At 34.2% G+C, this 21,784-nt stretch carries 24 protein-coding genes; 13 read left to right on the top strand and 11 right to left on the bottom strand.

Going from position 1 to position 21,784, the window contains the following annotated elements; all coding sequences use genetic code 11:
• Positions 1 to 93: 93 nt before the first annotated feature.
• Positions 94 to 1,092 (top strand): SMP-30/gluconolactonase/LRE family protein, encoded by a 999-nt coding sequence (locus JQC67_RS09310; protein WP_203252539.1) that lies wholly within the window; start codon positions 94 to 96, stop codon positions 1,090 to 1,092.
• A 13-nt stretch (positions 1,093 to 1,105) separates the two neighbouring features.
• Here the strand turns inward: JQC67_RS09310 and JQC67_RS09305 are convergent, their stop codons facing one another.
• The 3 genes from JQC67_RS09305 to JQC67_RS09295 all read right to left on the bottom strand — a co-directional run bounded on the left by JQC67_RS09305 (position 1,106) and on the right by JQC67_RS09295 (position 5,462).
• Positions 1,106 to 4,087: a PVC-type heme-binding CxxCH protein gene (locus tag JQC67_RS09305; RefSeq protein ID WP_203252538.1), complete on the bottom strand. Its 2,982-nt coding sequence runs from the start codon at positions 4,085 to 4,087 to the stop codon at positions 1,106 to 1,108.
• The gene (locus JQC67_RS09300) at positions 4,084 to 4,878 is read right to left on the bottom strand and encodes a polysaccharide deacetylase family protein (RefSeq protein ID WP_203252537.1); all 795 of its coding nucleotides are present in this window, start codon (positions 4,876 to 4,878) and stop codon (positions 4,084 to 4,086) included. The genes JQC67_RS09305 and JQC67_RS09300 overlap by 4 nt, the downstream gene beginning before the upstream one ends.
• A 251-nt stretch (positions 4,879 to 5,129) precedes the next feature.
• On the bottom strand, positions 5,130 to 5,462 hold the full coding sequence (locus JQC67_RS09295) for a single-stranded DNA-binding protein (RefSeq protein WP_203252536.1): 333 nt from the start codon (positions 5,460 to 5,462) through the stop codon (positions 5,130 to 5,132).
• 140 nt (positions 5,463 to 5,602) lie between these two features.
• Between JQC67_RS09295 and JQC67_RS09290 the strand changes: the two genes are divergently transcribed.
• The 3 genes from JQC67_RS09290 (at position 5,603) to JQC67_RS09280 (ending at position 7,869) form a co-directional block, all read left to right on the top strand.
• Positions 5,603 to 7,030, top strand: a complete 1,428-nt coding sequence (locus JQC67_RS09290; RefSeq protein WP_238934552.1) for an MFS transporter — start codon at positions 5,603 to 5,605, stop codon at positions 7,028 to 7,030.
• Positions 7,031 to 7,182: 152 nt separating this feature from the next.
• The gene (locus JQC67_RS09285; RefSeq protein ID WP_203252535.1) at positions 7,183 to 7,602 is read left to right on the top strand and encodes a DUF1801 domain-containing protein; all 420 of its coding nucleotides are present in this window, start codon (positions 7,183 to 7,185) and stop codon (positions 7,600 to 7,602) included.
• 30 nt (positions 7,603 to 7,632) lie between these two features.
• Positions 7,633 to 7,869: a DUF1059 domain-containing protein gene (locus tag JQC67_RS09280; RefSeq protein WP_203252534.1), complete on the top strand. Its 237-nt coding sequence runs from the start codon at positions 7,633 to 7,635 to the stop codon at positions 7,867 to 7,869.
• A 17-nt stretch (positions 7,870 to 7,886) separates the two neighbouring features.
• On the opposite strand, the gene JQC67_RS09275 is transcribed toward JQC67_RS09280, so the two are convergent.
• Positions 7,887 to 8,276, bottom strand: coding sequence for a pyrophosphohydrolase domain-containing protein (locus tag JQC67_RS09275; RefSeq protein WP_203252533.1), 390 nt, complete (start codon positions 8,274 to 8,276; stop codon positions 7,887 to 7,889).
• A 354-nt stretch (positions 8,277 to 8,630) separates the two neighbouring features.
• Here JQC67_RS09275 and JQC67_RS09270 point away from each other — a divergent pair, with 354 nt between their 5' ends.
• From JQC67_RS09270 to JQC67_RS09250, 5 genes are all read left to right on the top strand, one after another.
• Positions 8,631 to 8,810: a hypothetical protein gene (locus tag JQC67_RS09270; RefSeq protein ID WP_203252532.1), complete on the top strand. Its 180-nt coding sequence runs from the start codon at positions 8,631 to 8,633 to the stop codon at positions 8,808 to 8,810.
• Between the two features lie 98 nt (positions 8,811 to 8,908).
• On the top strand, positions 8,909 to 9,280 hold the full coding sequence (gene crcB, locus JQC67_RS09265) for a fluoride efflux transporter CrcB (RefSeq protein WP_203252531.1): 372 nt from the start codon (positions 8,909 to 8,911) through the stop codon (positions 9,278 to 9,280).
• 340 nt (positions 9,281 to 9,620) lie between these two features.
• Entirely contained in the window at positions 9,621 to 9,959 is a 339-nt protein-coding gene (locus JQC67_RS09260) for a P-II family nitrogen regulator (RefSeq protein WP_203252530.1), read from the top strand.
• Between the two features lie 29 nt (positions 9,960 to 9,988).
• Positions 9,989 to 11,221, top strand: coding sequence for an ammonium transporter (locus tag JQC67_RS09255; RefSeq protein WP_203252529.1), 1,233 nt, complete (start codon positions 9,989 to 9,991; stop codon positions 11,219 to 11,221).
• Between the two features lie 131 nt (positions 11,222 to 11,352).
• Positions 11,353 to 12,390: an outer membrane beta-barrel protein gene (locus tag JQC67_RS09250; protein ID WP_203252528.1), complete on the top strand. Its 1,038-nt coding sequence runs from the start codon at positions 11,353 to 11,355 to the stop codon at positions 12,388 to 12,390.
• A 71-nt stretch (positions 12,391 to 12,461) separates the two neighbouring features.
• Here JQC67_RS09250 and JQC67_RS09245 read toward each other — a convergent pair whose 3' ends face one another.
• From JQC67_RS09245 to JQC67_RS09230, 4 genes are all read right to left on the bottom strand, one after another.
• Complete coding sequence (locus JQC67_RS09245) at positions 12,462 to 13,094, bottom strand: DUF1684 domain-containing protein (protein ID WP_238934549.1); 633 nt, start codon at positions 13,092 to 13,094, stop codon at positions 12,462 to 12,464.
• 197 nt (positions 13,095 to 13,291) lie between these two features.
• Positions 13,292 to 14,707: an alpha/beta hydrolase gene (locus JQC67_RS09240; protein ID WP_203252526.1), complete on the bottom strand. Its 1,416-nt coding sequence runs from the start codon at positions 14,705 to 14,707 to the stop codon at positions 13,292 to 13,294.
• Between the two features lie 91 nt (positions 14,708 to 14,798).
• Positions 14,799 to 15,626 carry a mechanosensitive ion channel family protein gene (locus JQC67_RS09235; RefSeq protein WP_317198366.1) on the bottom strand — a complete coding sequence of 276 codons (828 nt, stop codon included), beginning with the start codon at positions 15,624 to 15,626 and terminating at the stop codon, positions 14,799 to 14,801.
• Positions 15,627 to 15,691: 65 nt separating this feature from the next.
• The gene (locus JQC67_RS09230; RefSeq protein WP_203252525.1) at positions 15,692 to 16,138 is read right to left on the bottom strand and encodes an Lrp/AsnC family transcriptional regulator; all 447 of its coding nucleotides are present in this window, start codon (positions 16,136 to 16,138) and stop codon (positions 15,692 to 15,694) included.
• A gap of 114 nt (positions 16,139 to 16,252) precedes the next feature.
• Between JQC67_RS09230 and JQC67_RS09225 the strand changes: the two genes are divergently transcribed.
• The 3 genes from JQC67_RS09225 to JQC67_RS09215 all read left to right on the top strand — a co-directional run bounded on the left by JQC67_RS09225 (position 16,253) and on the right by JQC67_RS09215 (position 18,338).
• Entirely contained in the window at positions 16,253 to 16,657 is a 405-nt protein-coding gene (locus JQC67_RS09225) for a hypothetical protein (protein ID WP_203252524.1), read from the top strand.
• Between the two features lie 97 nt (positions 16,658 to 16,754).
• On the top strand, positions 16,755 to 17,603 hold the full coding sequence (gene purU / locus JQC67_RS09220) for a formyltetrahydrofolate deformylase (protein WP_203252523.1): 849 nt from the start codon (positions 16,755 to 16,757) through the stop codon (positions 17,601 to 17,603).
• 30 nt (positions 17,604 to 17,633) lie between these two features.
• The gene (locus tag JQC67_RS09215) at positions 17,634 to 18,338 is read left to right on the top strand and encodes a DUF4197 domain-containing protein (RefSeq protein ID WP_203252522.1); all 705 of its coding nucleotides are present in this window, start codon (positions 17,634 to 17,636) and stop codon (positions 18,336 to 18,338) included.
• A 221-nt stretch (positions 18,339 to 18,559) separates the two neighbouring features.
• Here JQC67_RS09215 and JQC67_RS09210 read toward each other — a convergent pair whose 3' ends face one another.
• Positions 18,560 to 19,342 carry an alpha/beta fold hydrolase gene (locus JQC67_RS09210; RefSeq protein WP_203252521.1) on the bottom strand — a complete coding sequence of 261 codons (783 nt, stop codon included), beginning with the start codon at positions 19,340 to 19,342 and terminating at the stop codon, positions 18,560 to 18,562.
• Between the two features lie 227 nt (positions 19,343 to 19,569).
• Here JQC67_RS09210 and JQC67_RS09205 point away from each other — a divergent pair, with 227 nt between their 5' ends.
• Entirely contained in the window at positions 19,570 to 19,752 is a 183-nt protein-coding gene (locus JQC67_RS09205; RefSeq protein ID WP_203252520.1) for a hypothetical protein, read from the top strand.
• 2 nt (positions 19,753 to 19,754) lie between these two features.
• Here the strand turns inward: JQC67_RS09205 and pyrF are convergent, their stop codons facing one another.
• Both pyrF and prfA read right to left on the bottom strand, forming a co-directional pair.
• Positions 19,755 to 20,579, bottom strand: coding sequence for an orotidine-5'-phosphate decarboxylase (gene pyrF, locus JQC67_RS09200; protein ID WP_203252519.1), 825 nt, complete (start codon positions 20,577 to 20,579; stop codon positions 19,755 to 19,757).
• An 89-nt stretch (positions 20,580 to 20,668) separates the two neighbouring features.
• Positions 20,669 to 21,745 carry a peptide chain release factor 1 gene (prfA, locus tag JQC67_RS09195; RefSeq protein ID WP_203252518.1) on the bottom strand — a complete coding sequence of 359 codons (1,077 nt, stop codon included), beginning with the start codon at positions 21,743 to 21,745 and terminating at the stop codon, positions 20,669 to 20,671.
• Positions 21,746 to 21,784 lie beyond the last annotated feature (39 nt).

The raw sequence follows: 21,784 nt of genomic DNA, 5'->3' as shown, positions 1-21,784 counted from the left end.
ATAACATTCTCATTGCTAGTAGTTTAATTTAAAACTACATACCACTATTTAATTTATTATTTTAGAAGGGTATAATCTTACACTATTAGCATTATGAAATTTGGAAAAGCAATTTTTACAATACTCCTACCCTACATATTCATTGTAAGCTGCCAAGCACAGCATGATTTTAAAATTGAGATTATTGACGATGCTGCTCTTAATCTAATTGACCCAAATGCTGAAATAAAAGTGATAGGCGAAGGTTTTAAGTGGACCGAAGGCACACTATATATTGAAGACGGAGACTACCTTTTGTTTTCAGACATTCCAAATAATTCCGTATTTAAAATTGATGCAGACGGAAACCTATCAACGTATTTGAAGCCTTCAGGTTATTTAGGAAGTGATAGTTATGGGGAAGAACCTGGATCGAATGGACTTATTTTAAATGAGAAAAACGAATTAGTTTTATTACAACACGGTGAGCGCCGCGTTGCAAAAATGAAAAGCTCATTAAATGATCCGAAACCAGAATACGAATCTGTTGCTGACAACTATGAAGGCAAACGCTTTAACAGCCCCAATGATGGTATTTATGATAAAGCTGGAAACCTATACTTTACCGATCCACCTTATGGACTACCAAAACGGATGGATGATCCTACCAAAGAACTAGATTTTCAAGGGGTGTATTGCCTATTAAAATCAGGTAAATTAGTATTAATTGATAAATTAACTCGCCCGAATGGTATTGCTTTATCACCCGATGAAAGCAAATTATACGTAGCAGTTTCAGACCCCAAACATGCTGTATGGTATCAATACGACTTAACCTCAGCAGGCACTACAGAAAACAAGAAAATATTTCATGATGTTACTTCATTAATTGGCAAAGAAGGGCAACAAGGACTACCTGATGGAATGAAAATTCACAGCTCCGGTCATATTTTTGCCACTGGGCCAGGAGGCATTTTCATTTTTGACACAAATGGCAAAGCTTTAGCAAGAATACATACGGGTCAAGCTACAGCCAATTGTGCTTTTTCTTCAGATGAAAAAAGACTTTTCTTAGCCGCTGATGATTATGTTTTAGAAGTTGCTTTAAAATAAAATGCATTGTTTATTACTGTTGTAAAAAAGCCAACAAATCTGCCATTTCTTGATGACTTAAACTTGCCTCAAAACCTTCAATCATCATTGACGAACCAAGCGAAGTAAATTTCTCAATGTTTGATTTAAGAATTATTTCTTCCTTACCTCCAATCATTTTAAGTCCAATTTCTGTATCAGAGTCTAAAAAAACAAGTCCCGTTAAAATATTACCGTCTTTAGTTTTTATCTGATGATTTAGATATTTTGTATCAAAAGCTGCATTTGGATCTAAAATATCATAAAGCAATGACTCTTTACTTTTTCTATTTACTTCAGTTAATACAGGCCCCACTTCCATACCTTGATTACCATACTGATGACACTGTGCACATAAATTGGTAAATACAGATGCTCCGTTTGTACTATTGCCTTTTAATTCAAGTGAAGGTCTCATACTATCAATGGCATCTTTTCTTTTTACAACACCTGCATCTGAAAACAATTTTTTAGCTCGATCTTGAATTTCGCTTTCCGACCACATTAATAGTGTTCTTCTTCTTTCTAAATCTAGATTTAATTCACCTAAGCTTATTACATCATTTTCTAATGCAGTTAAAAGTACGTCGTGATTATATGATTTGTACAACAATATATTTATTGCTTTTTTTCGAACCATTGGTGATAAGCTTGGCCACATTTGAATTAACCTTTTACCGATGGTATGATTATCAGAATTAGACAACTGATTTATTGCTTCTTCCTGCAACAAAACTGGCTGATTATTTTCTAACAATTTATATAAAAACTCAGCTCTAGATTCAAACACATCAAGATCTAATAATTGTAGTTGCTCAAGTCGTTTTTCAACACTACTATTCTCATCAAAAATAGTTTGACTTGCTTTGCGCATGATTCCTTTAATCTTATTTGAAATTGAAATTCCAAATACTTTACGAAGTTTACCCGACGCTCTTAATAAAATAGGTTCATTTTCAGATTCAATTTCATTTAAGGCATTCGATACTATTTGCGAACTTGACACTTTTAATTTCAATGCTCTACCTCTTTTCCAACCATCAGCTAATGCTTCTAAAAGTGTTGCCATAGTATCAGCAGAAAGATCCGTAGTATTTAAAGTATTTATCAGGGCTGAAGTTGTTTCCACTTCCTGATCTTTAGCAATGTTCTCAAAAAGTAAGCTTAGTAATTCAATATTCTTAAAAGCATCATTTCGGTTAGCGCTAATCAAAAGTTCTTGCGCAAAATCAAAACCTTGCTGCTCTACAGCTGTAGCAATTGCAATAATAGCCCATTCATCTTGCTTTGTATTTGACAATAGCTTGGAAATACCTTTTGTAATGACATCCTCATAAATACTATAGTTTTCTTTATTCAAGGTGCTCAGACAAAGAATTGCATGCAATCGAACATGTGCATTTTGATCCTGCATTAAGTTGACGATCGCATCAACTAATGCTACTTCAGTATTTATTTTTCGTTCAGCAATTTTGATAGCATTTTCTCGAACCCCTGCCGAAGTATCATGTAAGGCATTTTTTAAGATTGATATTTCTAATGCACCTAAACCTTCTAATGACCAAAGGGAATGCAACCTAGAAAATTCATTTTTTGAATTATTAAATTGATTTTCTAATAAGACTTTAGCTTCATACATTTTATTCGTAACTAATAACTGTTGAGCCATGTTACGTGACCATTGATTTGAGCTACCTAATGCTGTCACTAAACTTTCAACATCATTTTTATTAAATTCATTCGCTATTGGTTGCCAATTATTTTTCGGAACTATTTTATAAATTCTTCCTTGATTTTTACCTGAATTTAAATCCATTTTTTCTTCCATCTCATCAGGTATCCACTCAGGGTGTTCAATCACTTCACGATGAATATCAACAACAAAAAGAGCTCCATCCGGCCCAATTGACATATTAACGGGCCGAAAAGACCTATCCGCAGATGCCAAAAATTCCACTTTTTCGCGATTTCGAGAGGTTTTAAATGTGCTACCTTCTGGTGATAAAATATCAAGATGAATTAAGTTCAACACACAATCAGCAACCAAAAGATTATTATTGAATATCTCTGGAAATGCGCCTCCTCCGTAATACGTTATTCCGCAAGAACCAGAAAAATAACCCGATTGCTCCGGGTGATTAACACGAGTTTCTTGTTCACCAATAGGGTAAATACGTGAAGACCCATTTTCTTCATGATCAGAAATATTTACTAAAGTGCGGTTAGAGCCAACTGTAAAATCCTTTAGATATTTATCTTCATAAACTAAATGAGATACATGTGTTAAGTTATGCGTTTCAAACATATGCCCCCAATTATCAAACGTCAATTTATAACCTCCTGAAGAGCGCCCAACTATTTTCATTTCTTCAGCCTCGATATCAAATTTTAAATCCATACCGCGAATATCAAGAACAGCATCTGAATCATTTTTAAAATAAGGTTTACCGGAGTTACCACCGTTGGCTGCATAAATCCAATTATCAAGACCGTAGGTTAAACCATTAAAATTATGCTGTAAGTTTGCGTTACTAAAACCACCCATAACTGGTAAACGTTCGTCAATTTTACCATCATTATTCGTGTCTTTAATAAAAAGCAAGTTGGGCGGAGAAGCCACTAAAAATCCTTCTTTATATGGCATAAATGAAGTTGCTACCCCTAAACTATCATCTAGCACTTTACGCTCATCAAATTTTCCATCACCATTCACATCAATCAACTCAACCAGCCTACTCTGCACATCACTAAAAGGATAACCTGGCATTTCTAAAACATAAGTGCGATTATTTTCATCAAATCGCATTTCAACTGGATCAAATACTAACGGTTCTGATGCTACCAATTCAAGTTTAAAATCAGGGTGAATTCGAAATTCTTCTAATTCATCAGAAGTATTTGAATTACAGCCAAAAAGAAAACTTAAAAAAAGTAATTCGCTACCAAAATATTTGAAAATGCGATTGAGTTTTTTCATTTTTTACGTTGTTCTTGTAAGAAGGCTGTTATATCACCAACAGGAGCGGTCCAAATTTTATTTTCAGGATTCTTTAGATATGGCAACAACTTTTTAAGCATTTCAACTTCAGTAGTTTGAATATTTTTATCACCAATATCGTGACCAGCTAACACAAGCCACAGTCCGTTAGATTTAGCATGGTTAATTAGTTCCATAATCTCTTCAAAGGATTTCCCATCCATTTCAACTCCGGTGAGTTGCGACAAATCACAGAATGCAGGATCATTGGGCACCTCATCTAACCAAGTTCTACCTGAATTAAATTGTTCCGCTATAACCGGCACATAGCTCATTGTTTTTTCTCCTCTTCCAACAAAGGTTTGTCCACAAGGATAGGCAAACACACTTGGTGTTACGCCCAACATTTCTTCCACTTTTTTATTCGCTTCTTTTAGTTCGTTTTGCATTTGAACTATAGAATATTCTTCCAAAGCTTGATCTCTAGCCCATAAAAAATTACCCGAGCAAGGATGATTCAATGAATGATTGCCTATTTCATGACCATTTTTAACAGCAGTTTTCCATCCCTCAATTTCCTCTACCGCTAGTGAAGGAACAATATAAAAAGTTGCTTTAATACCATATTCATCTAAAAGTGGTGTGCCAGTAACTACCTGACTACTTCTACCATCATCCCAAGTTAAACTTACCGCCATTGTATTGCCTTCAGGCCATTCGAAAGCATCGGAATTTTGAGCGGTAAAAATTATTGGAAATATCAATAACAGGGCAAGGACGTATAATTTCATAATTTGTGTTTAATTTGCTATTAAGTTACATAAAGCTGCTATAATCAACACAAGATTTATTTATAAAAACTGTAGCCTAACTTAGCCAAAAAAAATGATGCTAAGCTAAATGGCTAACAATTGAAAGCAATTCTATAATCGATAAAAAACAAAGTAAACTATCTCCAAAAAATCTGAACAGCATAAAAAAGTCCCGCCTAAATTCCAACAATTGAAATTTAAAGCGAGACCAACGTAAATTGTCTAGGCATTTACTTTCCTAACATCAAAAGCTCATTACATTTTATTTCAGTAATATATCTTTTCTCTCCTTCTTTAGTCTCATAAGACCGGTGGGTTAACTTGCCTTCGACTGCAACTTGCTTGCCTTTGATTAAATAATTCTCAACAATTTCTGCTGTCTTGCCCCAAGCAACAACATTATGCCACTGCGTGTCCTCAACTTTTTCGCCTTGCGCATTCTTATAAGAGTCGCTTGTTGCAACTGAAAATTTAGCGAGTTTAGTACCGCTTGAAAGTTTTACAATTTCTGGGTCTTGTCCTAGGTGTCCAATCAACTGTACTGAATTTTTAAGTGCGTTCATAATAAATAATTTAATGTTAAACAGTTAATACAATCAAGCTACTATAACTTGACGATGCAAACATACAATGCCTTTTAACAGTGATTCGGTTGTAAAATAATTACTTTCGTTTGTAAACGTTTGTATTCATTTAAACACGCTTGTTTAACCTTAGGTTGGGCATCTATATACAATGTGGGCAAGTTTATATAAGTGAAACAGAATACAAATCCGTTCTTAATTTTGTAATTTCGCAAACTTCTAACGCGATAAAAGACAAAGCAATTCCACATTCCAAACGCTTTACACTGGTAAACCCAGCTGAAAGTCCCATTTTTTATGGTTATGTTATTCTATTGATGGGTACAATAGGAATCTATTGCAGTATACCCGGGCAAACCATTGGTGTTTCTGTTTTTACGGATCCCGTAAAAGATGCATTAGGACTATCCAGAAATCAATTTAGTAATGCATACATGATTGGTACTATTGCTAGCTCCTTAGTTATTGGTCGTGCAGGCGTTTGGTTTGATAAATATGGCGCACGGTGGGTAGCTTTCTGTGCTGCAATAGTTTTGGCAGTGGCGCTCTTTTTATGTTCGTGGTCTGTACATATGAGTACTTTTTTTAAAGAAATATTGAATCAGGACACTTGGCTTATACCATTTACCATAATGACTTTGTTATTCTTCTTATTGCGTTTTGCAGGTCAAGGTGTTTTAACCATGGCGTCTCGAAATGTTATCATGATTTGGTTTGACAAAAACAGAGGAAAAGTCAATTCATTTAGTAGTGTTGCGCTTTCATTCGGATTTTCGTCCTCTCCGCTATGGATTAACTACCTCATCGAAAATGAAGGATGGCAAGGGGCCTGGCAGTTTTTAGGATTTAGCTTACTAGTCGCAAGTGTACTAATTTTCATTCTTTTTAAAAATAATCCAGAAGAGTTCGGACTTTTGCCTGATGGAGTCAAAGAGATATCAAAAGCTGAAGCCAAAATAGCAACAGATCGAAAACAGTTTACTTTAAAAGAAGCTAAATCTACTCGTGCCTTTTGGATGTATGCCCTTATGCTATCATTTAATAGTTTTTTTATAACAGGTTTAACTTTTCATATTGTTTCAATATTTAAAAGTGAAGGTTTTCCGAAAGAAGATGCTATTTCAATCTTTTTGCCAGCATCAGTTGTAGCTGTATCAATTTCTACACTAGCAAATTTTTTGAGCGACTATTTGCAATTACGCTTGTATTTATATCTTATGATTTGTGGTGGCATTGTGGCATCAATAGGATTTTTATATTTACCAACTGCTGCGGGTATTCCATTATTGGTTACTGGTTTTGGAATGATGAGCGGTTTCTTTGCTGTACTCAACACAATTGCTTGGCCCCGTTTTTATGGTCGCGAACATTTAGGCGCAATTACCGGTAAAGTAATGTCGTTTTTAATTTTAGCAAGCGCCTTAGCACCTAGTATTTTTAGCTTATGTTTTAGCACTTTTAATTCATACCAATTATTAGGTTGGTTGGGATTAGCCTTTTTAGTGTTCGTAGCATTTGGGTCACTTAAGGCTAGAAATCCACAGTAAAATATTGACTTTAAGAGTTTTCTTCTAGTAACTTTGGTTTCAATTGACCATAGATTTTGATTATATTTATTCTCATAAAGGTTAATTCAATTCAATCTTCATATGCTGTTTACGGCACATAGAACAACTCCTAATACCACAGAAGCCAACGAATGAAATGTATCTCTGACCCAAAAGTGAAATCTGTTTTTGATAAATATCCTGCAACGGTATTACCTCAAATGAATCGACTTAGAGCTTTAATATTAGAATCTGCATCAGAAATTGAAAGTCTGCAAACAATAGAAGAAACATTAAAATGGGGAGAACCTAGCTACTTAACCAAACACGGTAGTACCTTACGCATGGACTGGAAAGCAAAGAGTCCGGATCAATACGCAATGTATTTCAAATGCACATCAAAACTAGTTACTACCTTCAAGACCATATTTAAAGACAAATTTATATATGAAGGAACCAGAGCGATTGTTTTTAAATTAAATGACAAGGTACCAGAGAAGGAAATGAAACAGTGTATAAAAATGGCATTGACCTACCATAAAATTAAACAACTACCTTTATTAGGGTTTTAAACTTCATTTTTTTAATCATAAATCAATACTATGAAAACAATGACTTGCAATCAATTAGGCGGCGCTTGTGAAATGAAATTTCAGGCAGATACTTTTGAAGAAATTGCCGAAATGAGTAAAAAGCATGGAACCGAAATGTTTCTTTCAGGCGACGCTGCTCACCTAGCTGCAATGGGTGCTATGAAAGATTTAATGCAAAAACCAGGCGCAATGCAACAATGGTTTGCTGATAAAAAAGTAATTTTTGAAGCGCTTACTAACGACTAAATCAAGAAGTTTTCATGCTATTTTTTCTCTAAAATATTTTGAATATTAGGCTTAAAATAGTTCGGACCTTTTAAAACTTTACCATCTTCTCGGTAAATAGGTTTGCCGTCTGCACCTAATTTACTCATGTTGCTGCGTTGTATTTCTTCAAAAACTTCTTCAATTTTATATTGCATACCATGTTCAATAATGGTTCCGCATAAAATATAAAGCATATCCCCTAGCGCATCAGCAACCTCAACCATATCATTATTGGTAGCCGCTTCTAGATACTCTTTGTTCTCTTCATCCATCAAATTAAATCGAAGCATATTCTTGGCTTCTCCTAAATCGGCGATTTGAACTTCTGACATTCCTAAACCAAATGATTTATGAAACAATTTAACTGCGTCTATTTTACTTTTCATATTCTTAGTTTTTCAATTAGCTTTGCGTAAAAATATGGAATATGTTCAGCAAAGGGCAAATCATTTTCGCAGTGCTTTTTATAATTGTATTTGCAGTTGCCATTTGGTACGCATACAAGGGTGACGGTCAACTACATGCTAGAAATTACAAGGGTGTAAAATGGGTTGCACTTACCTTTATTATTTTTATAGGAACACTATTTGTGATCAAAAACCTGCTAAAATAGATTTGATCACTACACCATACTATTCCTACACCACAAAAATTAACAACTTCACAACAATTTAATAATATATCATCTAATTCATACGAAAAGCCTTTAATTTTGCGTTATCTATCAAAAGGGGCAAAAAATGATGACATTCTTTAGCATATTATTAGTATTGATTGCTGTAAACGCAGTTTTAATGATATTTAGCTTAAACAGCGTAGATTCAACAGAGAGAAAACCTGAAAAAGAAATAATGAATAACGTTATTTCTAAAGCGTATCGAGTGAACTTTACGTCTTCAAAGTATAAGGAGATTATTTAAAGTACACCTTCGTATTTTATATTAAAGTTTAAGGTAGTCACCTTTTTCTATATTTATTTTCCATTTCTATTTCTTATTAATTATCGTATTTTTCGCGAATGAAACAATTACTACTTGTTTTTTTAGGCGGAGGATTAGGTAGTGTATTGCGTTATTTAATAGCGAAAACTTTCAATGGTTATTTTCAACATTTCTTCTTAGGTACTTTTTTAGTAAATATATTAGGTTGTTTAATTATTGGTATTGTTTTAGGCATTAGTGCTAAAAATAATTACTTAAACCAAAACCACACCCTATTATTAGCAACCGGATTTTGCGGAGGCTTTACTACTTTCTCCACTTTTGCTTTTGAAAAACACACTTTATTAACCGCTGGTGAGTATTTAAACTTTTCTATTTACACTATCTCTAGCATTGCTGTTGGCATTCTTGCCGTTGTGCTTGGGCTTTGGCTTTCTAAGTTGACTTAGCCCCTACTCTTTCACCAAACTTTCTCTTTTTTTTAGCTGCTATAAGCTAATACCTTTCTTACAATTCAAATTTCATTCAAAAAAACTACTGATAATTTGTAAAATTTACAATTTTCACATCTTCACCCCATCATTTCACCCCCTTTAACTATATTTTTATCATATTATTTTATCGATACCCTCAAAATTAAGGGTATAATTATATTAATCTCATAAAAATTATACAGATACCCCTATTTTTTTAGGGTATGTTATTTATATCTATAATATTTGCCATAATTAAACTGAATATTTAACCAATGAGACCGTACCCGGTCTCTTTTAAAAACCTTTAAATAAAATGAAACAGATTGAAGCAATTATTAGAAAATCCAAATTTGACGATGTCAAGAAGGCATTGCATCAAATTGAGGTAAACTTTTTCAGTTACTGGGATGTAACTGGAGTAGGAAATGAAAAGCAAGGTCATGTTTATCGTGGCATCTCTTATAGCACTTCTGACATTCAACGCAGATACTTGTCTATTGTAGTATCTGATGAGTTTCTAGATAAAACAGTGGAAACACTACTTGAAGCTGCTTATACAGGTAACGTAGGTGATGGTAAAATCTTTGTTTCAGAGATTATTGAAGCTTATAGAATACGAACAAAAGAGAGCGGTCACGCCGGAATCAACTAAATTTTTAAACTGACTAAATTATTATAATTATGGACGCAGGATTATTTACAGCGAATAATGTATGGATGATGCTAGCAACAGCATTAGTTTTCTTCATGCATACGGGTTTTGCCTTTTTAGAAATTGGCTTAACCAGACAAAAGAATACAATTAACATACTTTTCAAGAACATCTTCATTATTACAGGTGGTCTTTTACTTTATTATGCTTGGGGATTTAACATGATGTACCCAGGTTTTGAAGATGGTGATGCAGGAATTTTCGGTTTTGCTGGTTTTGGAATAGCAGCCCCAGAAAATGGAATGACACCTGAATATGCAGATGGTGGTTATACGTGGTGGACAGACTTCCTTTTTCAAGGAATGTTCGCAGCTACAGCAGCAACAATTGTTTCAGGTGCTGTTGCAGAACGTATTAAAATTGGAGCCTTTATGATTTTCACTGTTGTGTACGTAGGATTGGTTTACCCAATTGTAGGCGCATGGAAATGGGGTGGTGGATTTTTAGATTCATGGGGATTCTATGATTTCGCAGGTTCAACTTTAGTACATTCAGTTGGTGGATGGGCTGCCTTAGTTGCTGTTGCTTTATTAGGTTCTAGAATTGGAAAATTCGGTGAAGACGGAAAACCAAAGGCAATACCAGGTCACAGCATACCTATGGCAACTGCAGGTGTTTTAATTCTATGGTTAGGCTGGTTTGGCTTTAACGGGGGATCAGTACTTTCAGCAGATCCAGAATTAACTTCATTAGTACTGGTAACTACAAGTTTAGCAGCTGCAGCAGGTGGTTTCGGAGCATTCTTGCTATCTACAGTGTTATATAAAAACTTGGATTTAACTATGTTCTTAAACGGAATCTTAGGTGGTTTGGTAGGTATAACAGCGGGTGCAGATTTAATGTCACCTAATGAAGCTGTTGTTATCGGTTTCCTTGCTGGTCTTATTATTGTAGGCGGTGTTGCCTTAGTAGACAAACTAAAATTAGATGATCCAGTTGGTGCTATTGCAGTACACTTAATTTGTGGTATCTGGGGAACTTTAGCTGTTGGTATTTTTGGAGCTAAAGCTGGTGGTGAGCAACTACTAACTCAATTTTACGGAGTAGTAATTGTTGGTGCATTCTGTGTAATCACCTCTCTAATTATTCTAGGCACACTTAAAGCCATTATGGGACTAAGAGTTTCAAAAGAAGAAGAAATTGAAGGTCTTGATATTCACGAACACGGAATGGATGCATACCCTGATTTCACAAATGACTAATTAATTTAAAATATAAAAAACGGAGCGTTTTGCAGAACGCTCCGTTAATAAAACTTTCAACAATCAATTTACCTACCAATAGTAGGCTCAATTAAACAATCACCCCTAAAGGGACAATTAAAATATAAATTATGAAAGCTATAACAAATATAAAGTTCTTAAAAAATATTTTTACACTAGCACTCGCACTTTGTGTTTCTACTGTAGTATTTGCTCAAGAAGATGAAGAATCAAAACCAGCACTTGAATTTAGTGGTAGTGTTGATGCCTACTACAGAACTGCTTTTAACGATGCAGGTTTAGCCTCAACCGATCCAGGAACAGCGTTTGCAAACCAAACTGGTTTTGCCTTAGGTATGGGTAATTTAATTGCTAGTTATGGTACTAGTAAAGTTGGTGCAGTGCTTGATTTAGTTGTAGGACCAAGAGGTGCCGGAGCAACTTTTAACTCTGACATCGTAGATGGTATTGTAAATCAGGCTTATGTTTACTGGAATGTTTCAGAAAGTACAACCTTAACAATGGGTCGTTTTAATACATTCTTAGGATATGAAGTAATCGCACCTCAAGCAAACTTTAACTACAGTACTTCTTATTTATTCTCTAGCGGACCTTTCTCTCATATGGGCCTTAAAGCAGATTTTGCTTTATCTGATGATTTTAGCTTAATGGTTGGTATAATGAATCCATGGGATACTAATGATATCACTACAACAGGCGAATATTCTGTAGGAGCTCAATTAGGTTTCTACGGACAATATTTAAACTTTTACTATGATAGTGGTAAAAATGGTGGTCTAGGTACTGAGATAGATTTTACAGGTGGATTTGATATCTCAGATTCATTCTTCTTAGGAATAAACGCTGCTTACGATACTAATAGTGCAGAAGATACTGGATTCTATGGTGTTGCACTTTACCCACAAATAGCTACTTCTGATGCTTTCTCTATTGGATTAAGAGGGGAATATTTTGCTGCAACTGTAAATGGTGGTGATGATTATGATGATATTACCGCTATTACACTTACAGGCAGCTACTCACTTGAGAATTTCATCTTAAAACCAGAATTTAGATTGGATAGTATTAAAGATGGCTTTACCGATAGCGACGGTGCTGCATCTGATAGTTTAGCTGCATTCACTTTAGCTGCTATATACTCTTTCTAAAATAGTTGGTTGATTATCTAGTTTGAGTTTTAAGTGACCCCGATGTTTTTAGAGGTATTTACATCGGGGTTTTACTTTTTCCCTTTTTTAAAATCCTTTACACCAGCTAATATTTTAGTATTTAAAGCATTAACGCTGGGAACAAGAGGACAAGAATATTTTTTATTATAAGCGCAATACGGATTATACGCCTTATTAAAATCTACTATCATTTGGTCTGAATTTGGCAATTTCAAATCAATGTATCTACCACCACCATATGTTTCTTCACTATTTGTTCTGTCAGTAAAAGGCAAAAACAAATAATCTTCAAAACCTTCTTTTTCTATCAACTCTTCATTTTGATATACTTCTAACTTATGGTTCTTACCATTAAGCGAAAATGATAATATTCCATACACCACCTCTTTAGAATTTCTACCTGTACTTGTTGGCATTAAAAAAGGTAGTGCCTCGGGCGTTCGGGTAAATTTTGCAGTAACTATATAATTCGTATCAGGCTCAAAAAAATCTAGACTCACGAAATCTTTTCGAAATCGATCTGGCAACGGAGATGTTTCTGGGTTTCGATATTCTTCATTTAGCTCTTTTTGAAAATTTAAAATATCAGCAATTGCATCGGTTTGGGGTTGAACAACCTCTTTTGCAGCAACATCATGATACTTTTTTTTCTGTTTGCAGCCAACAAACAGCGTGATTGACATACATACTATTAAACAATACTTATAAAAATCCATTAGAAAAGTTTAGCATCAAAAATACAATTAATCGCGTATTATTAGTTCATGCTTTTACTACTACCTGTTTATCATTACAAGCAAGAATCTATATGAAATGATTACCAAAACGCCTTTCAAAATAATTTTATTTTAGATAAAAAAAAGAATCAAACTATCAATACCTACTCTTGTATGATATCATATCTGGCTTCTTTCAAATATTTTGCAATTAGCTCATTAAACTCTGGCGTAATTCTAAATAAAGTTGTGTTTTCTAATGCGTATAGTTTTTCTTTATCTGAATACCCTTGTTTTAATAATTCTTCAAGATAAAAAAGTGCCGTATCATTATCGCTAACCTTTGCATTATATGAAATTACATTTAAATAACTTTCATAATCCTTAGGAGCTATAATAGTCTTGAGCATCCATAAAAAATTTAACGCCTCTTCATCTGTATTTCCCTCAGATTGCTTAATAATATATAAATTATCTTCAATCAAAGCATTCAAATATCCCTCAAGGCGAACACCCATATTTCGTTCAAAAATATTCGTGCTTTTTTCAAATTTACCAAGCTCTTCTTTTTGAAAAGCCCACCAGCCTAGGTTGTTATAATTATAAGTAAGAATATCTTCTTCAAGATAATAATCGTAATCATCTTTAATCAAGTTTTCTTTAAATATAACCGCATTTTTCATGCGATTATACACCTTATAATCTTTACTTCTTCGTAATGATTTCTGCGTTGCTTTTATCGTATCTACGTACCCAACATCTTTGTAAACCCGCAGCATTTGACTTAGCCTATGATCTGCAATCAACTTTTTATTTTGCGTAAGCAAACCACTAACTTCACCTAGGTTACTACTAAAAATTGAACTTATGAATTCGCTATTTGCAATAGTTTCATCCTTAGTCATCGCAGCCAGCGTAAAATACTCAAGTGCCTTAGAAAGGTATTCTGAAGATGGCCATTCATGTCCACCGTCAAAAACCAACAATTGATTCGGAAACTTCAATCTATTCAATAACTTTTCCGTCACCAACATATCAGGATAGTTGAAATCTTTATCACCTACAATGCCTATAAAATGGAATGGTTTTTTTGTAGACAGAACTTCAGTGTTTGCGACCGAGGCGCCACATGATAAAACTCCACTTATGTTATTGACAAATGTAGGTACTACAGAAGCTAATCTTGCGCCTTGCGAAAAACCAGCTGTATAACTTCTATTTCTTTTTATTGGTAAAATTTCAAACACAGAATTAAACATTCTGTTTGCTATTATTATATTTTTAGTAATGGAAAGACTATCTCTAATATCATTGGAAGCCGCTAAAATGTAACCATTTTTCTCAGCAGCAGGCGCTAATAACTTTAGTGCTTTTTCACCTTTACCGTCAGTGTCAAAAACGAAAACAACCGGCCAGCTTTTACTCATTTCAAATGCCCTGGGTAAATAAAGTGAAAAACTTTGAGGAATGGTATCCGTTACCATGACGGAATCTATTACTACACCTTTCTTTAAAACAAGTTGCTGACCTGTTACAGAAATAGAAACGGTCAATACAATTAAAAGTAAAATATTTTTCATATCAATTGAAACATCAAAAATCTAGCCAAATTATTACTGCTCAAACAGAGGCTTTATCATAAAAAATGCAAATACTCTTTATTGCAGCATACTACTCCCCTATCAAACCTATTTCTACCCCTTCAGAATAAGCAACTTTTACTGCATTTTCACTAAATGCTTTTTTAATCGCTTTATTACAAGCAAAAGTAACTTCCCAAAAATTATCAGGTAGTACATAAGGCCTCACTGTTAATTGTATGTTGTGCGAATCAAAGTTTATAATCCCTATTTCGGGTTTTGGATCTTCTAAAATTAGTGAAACACCATCTAAAGCTTTTTCGATGATATCTTTCACCCTTGAAAAACTTTCTTCATAAGGCATTGTTACCTCAAGCTCTAAACGAATCATTCCTTTCTCAGAAAAATTAGTGACTACTGTATCCGTTATTTTCGAATTCGGTATTATTAGAATTTTATTTCCTGGAGTCAATACATCTGTACTAAATATTCCTATTTCTTCTACTCTTCCGAATTTATCTTCTACCTGAATCCAATCATTAATCTTATAAGGTTTCAGGGTTAAAATTAGAATTCCTGAAGCAAAGTTACCCAAACTACCTTGTAACGCCATGCCCACTGCAAAACCTGCCGCCGCCAAAATAGCTACTAGACCTGTTAGGTCTGCCCCCAAAACAGAAGCAATAGCAAAAAGCACAGCTCCTTTTAAAATGATACTTACTGTTGAAGATAAAAATGGTCGTAGGGTTTCTGAAAAACCTGTACGTTCAAGTGCAGCACCAACCAACTGAACCAACTTTTTTACTATTCTAAAGCCAATCCATAAAATAAAACCAGCAATTATAATTCTAGGTAAATAAAAAACTGCTTTGTCTAATGCTATTTGAAAATACTCGTTTCCTTTGTCCAAAAAATCCACAACTTAAAGAATTTACTATTAAACCATTCTTGCTAAAAACTAAAAATTCTTTTAAATATACTTATTTATCCTTTTTGGATAGGAGCTCTTGATACAACTTCTGACAAAATAATATGTGTACGCGTTTCTCCATACTGTATTAGTTTATCAATGAATTTTTCAAGATGAAACTGATCCACAAACACTACCTCCATTATAATATTCTCATTACCAGTAATTCTATAGCAGTTTACAACCTCTTTTAATGAATCTACTAAGGCTAAAAAGGGTTTTAGTTTCCCCATAAAAGCCCTTACTGTAATTATTGCTCTTAGTGCGTGACCTGTTTTTGAATGAGACACTACTGCATGATACCCTGTTAAGATTTCAAGATCTTCTAATTTCTTTATTCGCTCAGCAACTGCCGGCGGAGTCAAGCCTACCTTTCGACCAATATTAGCAAAAGATTCTCTAGCATTTACCTGTAGGCATTCTAATATTTTCCAGTTTAAATCGTCAATCTTTTCTTTCAAAGCTAAAATTGTTAAATAGTTTACAATCAATAGCTAAATTACAAAATTGCTATTGATTCTAAACACACTAATCTGTTTTTGGTCGTAACTTTATAATAGAAATTGCTATTTATTATGCCATCACAAAATCTTAGAACCGTACCGGTTTACAGAAGGTCTCTTGCCCTATGCGAAATGAGCAGGGAGATTGCTTCGTATGTTTCTTTAAATAAAGATTTACTTAAACTTTATAAATCAAATAGCCTTAGAGATATCATTGCAGATTCTATTTTGACCGATGCCATATTAATTCCTCAAAAAATAGCATTGGCTGAAAATACCAGCTGCAGAACTGAACGTCTTAGAAACACGAGCTATATCAATATAATGATTCGTAACATTAATTCATATTGTAATGGGTTGGAACATGACGGTGTAAAAGAGAAAGAATATTTAAACTTACTTAGAGTAGAAGTTGCAACATTTAGAAGCTCTTTTAAAAAGTGGCGCAGGTCATTACTTAGCGATGATCGACTTTAAATTAGGTCTTGCTAAAGCAATTTCAAATATCATAAACACTTTATTTCTTCGTTTCATATTAATTATGTCATAATTTTGAGTGCTAATTAATTTCGGAATGAAAACAACAATACTTATTCATTGCCCAGACCAATCGGGTATCATCTGTGCAGTAACAGGCTTCATACATTCACATGGGGGTAATATCATATATCTTGACCAACATGTTGACAAGCAGTCAGGCGTGTTCTTTATGCGACTTGAAAGTGATTTCGCTGAATCAACCTCATTAGTAGCTTTTGAACAAGCATTTGATAGAGACTTAGCGCAGACCTACGCAATGGAATGGAATCTACATTCAGATGATGTACGCCCTAAAATGGCTATTTTCGTATCAAAGTACAATCACTGTCTTTATGACCTACTTAGCAGATACCGATCCGGTGAACTAAATGTTGAAATACCGTTTATAATTAGTAATCACACCGAACTAAGTGAGATAGCACAACAATTTGGAATCGATTTTCATCATATTCCAGTAACTGCTCAAACCAAAGAGAATGCTGAGCAAGAACAATTAAGACTTTTAAAAGAACATCAGGTTAATTTTGTTGTACTTGCACGTTACATGCAAATTATCACCCCAAACCTCATTGAAGAGTTTCCTAACAAAATTATTAATATTCACCACTCATTTTTACCCGCTTTTGCAGGCGCCAAACCATATCATGCAGCATTTGAACGTGGTGTAAAAATTATTGGTGCTACAAGCCATTATGTGACAGAAGATCTTGATGCAGGCCCAATTATAGAACAAGATGTCACCACTGTTTCTCACACGCATAGCATTAAAGATTTTATTGCTAAAGGCCGAGATTTAGAGAAAATCGTTTTATCAAGGGCGATTAAACTTCATATAAACCGAAAGACAATGGTCTACAACAATAAAACCATCATTTTTACGTAACCTAATATAAACCCGTTTAATTAGGTAAACATGAAAAAGAGTATCATAATATTTATTATCGCATTTCAATTGATTTCATGTGGTGAGCTACAACAAGTAATTAACCAATTACCGCAACAGGGCTTAGGAAACACTGAAATTGCAAATGGACTTAAAGAAGCGCTTGATTTAGGCATAGACAAACAAGTTAGAAAACTCACAAAAACAGACGGTTTTTACAAAAATGAACTTGTAAAAATCATGCTACCGAGCGAGCTACAAAAAGTAGACAAAACACTAAGAGATATCGGACTTAGCAATTTAGCTGATGAAGGATTAAAAGTAATTAATCGCGCAGCGGAAGATGCTGTAGGGCAAGCAACTCCCATTTTTGTTAACGCCGTAAAAGGTATCAACTTTAATGATGCTAAAAATATTCTTATGGGTGGTGATGGCGCTGCTACACAGTATCTAACAAACACTACTGAAACTGCACTATACGGCAAATTCAACCCAGTTATCAAATCTTCTTTTGACAAGGTGGGTGCCGATGACATTTGGGCTAATATTATAAATAAGTACAACAGCATACCACTTGTAAAAAAAGTAAACCCAGACCTTACTGATTATGTTACGCAAGAAGCTCTAAAAGGAGTATATAAAATGATTGCAATAGAAGAAAAAGAGATTCGCACAAAAGTATCTTCTAGAACTACAGATTTGCTGCAAAAGGTTTTTGCTCTTCAAGACAATTAAAATATACGTATATCATAGCATTCTTTTGCCCTACGCGCTGCAATAATAATATATATAGGCCGTTATTTAATAAAGAACAATGGTATAGTAAGCCATAAAAAAATTATTTGAGTTAGTATTTTTTGAGTTAGTTAGTTAAAACCGGTGGGAGCACCGGTTTTTTTATTTCAAATAGTTACACCAACAAAACTTTGTGCTGAAAATGAAGTAAAATTGAATGATTATTGAGGTTGTGAAACGTAACCAATTACTAGGTTATTAAAAAGCTGTGATTCTTCAACATTTACCACATGACCACAATGTTCTATAAGCAACAAACTTGCAGTAGCTGACTTTTGAACTAATTTTTTAACGGCAGGTAGAAAAAGATAATCTTCACCACCCATTACATATAAAGTTGGAATTTTAATATCCTTGTTTCTGAAAATTGAAAGCAAAGGATTCACTTCTGAAGACAACTTAAACCAACGTAGAAATTCATTTTGGTATAACTTTCTGGCTTCCTTAATAAGTAAGGTTCTAGATTCTTTATGATTGCTATACGGCATTATTGCAAAAAAGAACATTCTGTACAACCATAAATGCGGCACTATTGACTTAAAGGTTTTACCAACCCCCATTAAAACTTTCCATCGAAAATTAAGATTCATTACAGCTCCACCTAAAACCATACTCTGCACACGATCCGGAAATTTTTCTGCAATGTTACGAATCAATATAGTGCCTAAAGAGATTCCAATAAAATGAGATTTCTCAATTTTTTCATAGTCAATGACTTCAATAATATCATTCGTCAATGAGTCAAAAGTATAGGTATCTATTTTAGCATCGTCAAAATCTGGTTTTGAATCTCCATGACCACGCAAGTCCAACAAAAGAACATTAAAATTTTGTTTAAATGCCTTAACCTGTTTGAACCACACTGATGAACTACCCCCCGCACCATGTACAAAGGTTACCCAAGTGTCTGAAGTATCATGTTGATATGTCGTGTATTTAAGCATAGTGTTCTAGTCTATGAATCTAAACGATAGCTTCGCAATGTATTAAATCTTTTGACATACTCGACGAAATGCATCAATAATTAATGAACAAAGATTGTGGACTTTGAGCATATCATCATCTAAAGGTTAAAAAATTATCAAATGAACTAAATTTTAACCTGTATATCGATTAAATACATCCAAAAACTAGTTTCGCCCGTATATTTACAAAGTATAATATGACAACTATGGAAAAGCAATATTGCAAAGTAGGCGCAATTACCCCAATGACAACTGGTGAACAAGCTATTGCACTTTTAGAATATCAATATCAAATATTTTCAGACAGAGCTTCGTCTAATACAAACCTTAGTGAGTACTTCGAGCAAAAAGCGAAAAAAATTCAAAAGGTTTTAGAAAATTTGGTTTAAGCTTAATTGAAATAATTCTTCAATTCTGTTTCCATTTCTTGCTGTAGTTTTTCAGCATTCTTGGCAGCAGCTTCTGCAAAGTCTTCATTTTTAGATGCGTAAATAATTCCACGAGAAGAATTCACCAAAAGGCCAACGTCTTTGTTCATACCATAACGGCATACTTCAAAAAGATTACCACCTTGTGCACCTACACCTGGCACCAGTAAAAAACTATCAGGAACAATCTTACGAATTTCAGCAAGGTAACTAGCTTTAGTAGCACCTACAACATACATCAGGTTTTCACAGTTCTGATACGTTCTCGATACTTCAATTACCGTTTTATATAATTCTGTACCATTAACAATTTTGGTCTGAAAATCAAATGCACCATCATTTGACGTCAATGCTAACAAAATGGTATGCTTATCTGTAAATTCTAAAAAGGGCTCAACAGAATCACGACCCATATACGGTGCAATAGTAAGCGAATCAAAACCTAACTCTTCAAAAAATGCTTTTGCATATCTTGTTGATGTATTACCAATATCACCTCTTTTTGCATCAGCAATAGTAAATATCTCTGGATGCTTTTCATTTAAATATTCAATTGTTTTCTGCAAGGCAAGCCACCCCTTCATTCCGTAAGCTTCATAAAAAGCAATATTTGGCTTGTACGCCACACAAAGATGATGCGTAGCATCAATGATAGCTTTGTTAAATGCAAAAATGGGGTCTTCTTCTTGAAGTAAATGTGCAGGAATCTTTTCTAAATCAGTATCAAGCCCTATACAGAGAAAAGACTTTTTCTTATGAATTTGTTCTACTAATTGTTTGGTCGTCATTACGTAATATAGCTTTGAACTGCGTCAGTGGTTTGGTTAGGTCAAATTTTACAACCAATACAATTGGTTTGTAGCAATCCGAATTTTAATTAGAAAATTTCAGATGCTTCTTTCAATTTTTCAGTATTCTCTACAAGACTAAGCTCATCAATTATTCTTTGCACATCACCGTCGATTATATTTTGCAAATCATACAAAGTAAGACCGATACGGTGATCTGTTACCCTACCCTGCGGGTAATTGTATGTTCTAATTTTAGCAGAACGGTCACCACTACTTACTTGTGAGTTTCTCTTGGCTGCGTCTTCCTCTTGTTTCTTCGCTAGTTCTTGGTCATATAACCTTGATCGCAAAACACGAAATGCTTTGTCTTTGTTTTTATGTTGTGATTTTTGATCTTGACATTGGGCAACTAATCCTGTTGGAATATGGGTTAAACGAACCGCAGAGTATGTTGTATTTACTGATTGCCCACCCGGACCCGATGAACAGAAAAAATCTATACGAACATCTTTTGGATCAATCTGTACATCAAAATCTTCTGCTTCAGGTAACACCATTACAGTTGCAGCACTAGTATGCACTCTTCCTTGAGTTTCTGTTTGTGGAACTCTTTGAACACGATGTACCCCAGCCTCAAATTTTAGTGTACCATAAACATCTGTACCAGATACTTCAAATTGTATCTCTTTAAAACCACCACTAGTACCATCACTTAAATCAATAACATTTGTTTTCCAACCTTTTGATTCACAGTACTTTGTATACATTCGATATAAATCCCCAGCAAAAATACTAGCTTCATCACCACCCGTACCAGCACGAATTTCAACAACAACATCTTTAGCGTCTTCAGGGTCTTTAGGAATCAACATTAATTTTATTTCCTCCTCAAGTTTCGGAATACTAGATTTAGCTTCTTCTAGTTGCATTTTAGCCATTTCTACCATTTCAGCATCACTACCATCTGAAATAATTTCTTCAGCCTCTGCAATATTGTTTGTTAATTCAATGTACACTTCACGCTTGTCTATCAAATCTTTGAGATCCTTGTATTCTTTTGTTAATTGAACATAGCGTTTTTGATCTGATATTACATCAGGTTGAATAATAAGGTCAGAAACCTCATCAAAACGCTGCTTAACTACATTTAATTTATCTATCATCTAGGGAGAAATGTTGGACTGCGAATTTACGATTTTTGT

This window comes from Aurantibacter crassamenti (genome assembly GCF_016811105.1).
Lineage (GTDB): Bacteria > Bacteroidota > Bacteroidia > Flavobacteriales > Flavobacteriaceae > Aurantibacter_A > Aurantibacter_A crassamenti.
Note: the sequence above shows the minus strand (reverse complement) of the source record. Positions and strands in the feature narration are given on the sequence as shown.

Excerpts from the sequence above, each read along its gene's own strand:
- JQC67_RS09260 (WP_203252530.1), top strand. The coding sequence starts at position 9,621 with ATGAAACAGATTGAAGCAATTATTAGAAAATCCAAATTTGACGATGTC.
- prfA (WP_203252518.1), bottom strand. The coding sequence starts at position 21,745 with ATGATAGATAAATTAAATGTAGTTAAGCAGCGTTTTGATGAGGTTTCT.
- purU (WP_203252523.1), top strand. The coding sequence starts at position 16,755 with ATGAAAACAACAATACTTATTCATTGCCCAGACCAATCGGGTATCATC.
- JQC67_RS09250 (WP_203252528.1), top strand. The coding sequence starts at position 11,353 with ATGAAAGCTATAACAAATATAAAGTTCTTAAAAAATATTTTTACACTA.
- pyrF (WP_203252519.1), bottom strand. The coding sequence starts at position 20,579 with ATGACGACCAAACAATTAGTAGAACAAATTCATAAGAAAAAGTCTTTT.
- JQC67_RS09280 (WP_203252534.1), top strand. The coding sequence starts at position 7,633 with ATGAAAACAATGACTTGCAATCAATTAGGCGGCGCTTGTGAAATGAAA.
- JQC67_RS09300 (WP_203252537.1), bottom strand. The coding sequence starts at position 4,878 with ATGAAATTATACGTCCTTGCCCTGTTATTGATATTTCCAATAATTTTT.
- JQC67_RS09210 (WP_203252521.1), bottom strand. The coding sequence starts at position 19,342 with ATGCTTAAATACACGACATATCAACATGATACTTCAGACACTTGGGTA.
- JQC67_RS09270 (WP_203252532.1), top strand. The coding sequence starts at position 8,631 with ATGATGACATTCTTTAGCATATTATTAGTATTGATTGCTGTAAACGCA.
- JQC67_RS09255 (WP_203252529.1), top strand. The coding sequence starts at position 9,989 with ATGGACGCAGGATTATTTACAGCGAATAATGTATGGATGATGCTAGCA.
- JQC67_RS09305 (WP_203252538.1), bottom strand. The coding sequence starts at position 4,087 with ATGAAAAAACTCAATCGCATTTTCAAATATTTTGGTAGCGAATTACTT.
- JQC67_RS09205 (WP_203252520.1), top strand. The coding sequence starts at position 19,570 with ATGGAAAAGCAATATTGCAAAGTAGGCGCAATTACCCCAATGACAACT.
- JQC67_RS09275 (WP_203252533.1), bottom strand. The coding sequence starts at position 8,276 with ATGAAAAGTAAAATAGACGCAGTTAAATTGTTTCATAAATCATTTGGT.
- JQC67_RS09245 (WP_238934549.1), bottom strand. The coding sequence starts at position 13,094 with ATGTCAATCACGCTGTTTGTTGGCTGCAAACAGAAAAAAAAGTATCAT.
- JQC67_RS09295 (WP_203252536.1), bottom strand. The coding sequence starts at position 5,462 with ATGAACGCACTTAAAAATTCAGTACAGTTGATTGGACACCTAGGACAA.
- crcB (WP_203252531.1), top strand. The coding sequence starts at position 8,909 with ATGAAACAATTACTACTTGTTTTTTTAGGCGGAGGATTAGGTAGTGTA.
- JQC67_RS09285 (WP_203252535.1), top strand. The coding sequence starts at position 7,183 with ATGAAATGTATCTCTGACCCAAAAGTGAAATCTGTTTTTGATAAATAT.
- JQC67_RS09310 (WP_203252539.1), top strand. The coding sequence starts at position 94 with ATGAAATTTGGAAAAGCAATTTTTACAATACTCCTACCCTACATATTC.
- JQC67_RS09240 (WP_203252526.1), bottom strand. The coding sequence starts at position 14,707 with ATGAAAAATATTTTACTTTTAATTGTATTGACCGTTTCTATTTCTGTA.
- JQC67_RS09215 (WP_203252522.1), top strand. The coding sequence starts at position 17,634 with ATGAAAAAGAGTATCATAATATTTATTATCGCATTTCAATTGATTTCA.
- JQC67_RS09225 (WP_203252524.1), top strand. The coding sequence starts at position 16,253 with ATGCCATCACAAAATCTTAGAACCGTACCGGTTTACAGAAGGTCTCTT.